Annotated in this window: 2 protein-coding genes; both read right to left on the bottom strand. The window is 50.8% G+C overall.

Going from position 1 to position 1,721, the window contains the following annotated elements; translation table 11 throughout:
• Positions 1 to 159 precede the first annotated feature (159 nt).
• Entirely contained in the window at positions 160 to 735 is a 576-nt protein-coding gene (locus tag HWQ67_RS17770) for a hypothetical protein (protein ID WP_218254032.1), read from the bottom strand.
• 79 nt (positions 736 to 814) lie between these two features.
• On the bottom strand, positions 815 to 1,585 hold the full coding sequence (locus HWQ67_RS17765) for a hypothetical protein (protein WP_218254031.1): 771 nt from the start codon (positions 1,583 to 1,585) through the stop codon (positions 815 to 817).
• Positions 1,586 to 1,721: the final 136 nt, after the last annotated feature.

Raw genomic sequence — 1,721 nt, 5'->3', positions numbered from 1 at the left:
AGTAATAGAAAATCCGTTTTAGAGACTTCGCTTCGCTCCGCAGAGCCTATGCCCGAGGGGGCTCTATCGTCCGCCCCCCCAGGCGACCCCCTGGCCTAGCCATAAGTGTACGTCGTCCGTGAGCCCGCTTAGACCGCGGCCTTACTCCTCCGTTAGAGTTTACGCATCTTCATAAGACAGCGCAGAGTATACGTTGCTAATCAACTTCGTCGCAACTACATCAGGGCCCGTGCCGTCAGCATAACCGTAGCCCATCGCCAGGAATGGCGCAAAGTTGTTGACCCAATCGGGATTGGAATCATCAAAGGTAAAAGCAGTCGGCAGCGACTTGAATGTATACGACCAGCGGAATGCCGTAGTCGGTGTAGGGCAAACGGACTGGTTTGCCGTAAGCGTATAGACAGGAGATAGTTTCACAATCTTATCCATATAGACACGGAACAAGTCCGTATTGATGGGCCAGTTGAACTCGTCCGCCTGTCCCGAAAAACTAGTCTGAGGCAGAGACGGGAAATTAGGCTTCAGCAGGTACGCTGTCTGCTGTAGCGCCGTCCCGACAAAAGCACCAGTCTTGATAGTCTTCTGCGACGCAATCACGATGCGCGCATAGAGATTCTGAGAAGTGTTAAACGACGTAGACTGGATTGAAACAATACCACTCACGCGCAGACGCTTCGGCTTGATCTTATCGCCGATGCGCTCATAGGACTCTGTCCCCTGCTTGATTACTCCCATGATAGGGACGCAATCTCCATTGCTAATAGCAGAGTTATGTACGACCAGGTTCTCTGGGGCCCAGCCGATAACCTTATTCTCAACACCGCGATCCATCGCTGTCTTCACCGCAAGTGCTACCTGAGCCTTCAGTTGATCCCCCATCTTCTTCACACGAACCTTCTTCGTGATCTTGACCGTCTTCCCAGTCGCTGCCTGCGCCGATGCTGCTGCTGAATACGATTTTCCGCTGCGGAGCTTCATCTGTTATATTACTACACTCAGACGAGGTTTCGTCTTGTGTGTGTGTGTGTGTGTGTGCCTCGTTTTCTTTGATTCTGCGCTCACGTACGGCCACAATTAGTTGATGAAGGAAACGTTCCTTCACCTTTGTGTATACTGCGGACACATAGAACTTTGCGCGTGCTGGCCGTTCTATTACCCGTGTGAACTCTGTTGCTAATATCTCAGCAGCAAGTTCCTTTTCCGTTTTCATATCGTCTCCCATCGCCTCATCAATTACCTCCAAGAGTTCAGTAATTGGATCGGGAAATGCGTTGTTGGAGATCACGACATGACCGTCGGACGTATCGTCCTGTTTTTGAGGATATCGTTGCGCGTTGAGATTATAAACCTCACACGTAATCGCCTTGAAATGTGCCCGCGGGAACAGTTTCCTGACGTACGACAGGCGCTGCTGTCTGAGTAGCCTAACATACCCTTGGATGTGAGGCGTACCATCTTCCCCAATTTCCCTAGAGTAGACAAGCTGCCGTAGCTGATCGGGGTAGCCCTGCTGTAAGAGGGCGATATCTGTCGGCGTATAATTGTTAATCGTGAATTCCCAAAACGCCGTTGTTAATCCAGCCATTTGTATAATGTTTGGATTTTCTTTAATAGTAATAGAAAATCCGTTTTAGAGACTTCGCTTCGCTCCGCAGAGCCTATGCCCGAGGGGGCTCTATCGTCCGCCCCCCCAGGCGACCCCCTGGCCTAGCCATAAGTGT

The sequence above is a fragment of the Candidatus Magnetobacterium casense genome (assembly GCF_019173545.1).
In the GTDB taxonomy this organism is placed as follows: Bacteria; Nitrospirota; Thermodesulfovibrionia; order Thermodesulfovibrionales; family Magnetobacteriaceae; genus Magnetobacterium; species Magnetobacterium cryptolimnobacter.
This window is presented reverse-complemented; position numbering and strand designations above follow the sequence as displayed.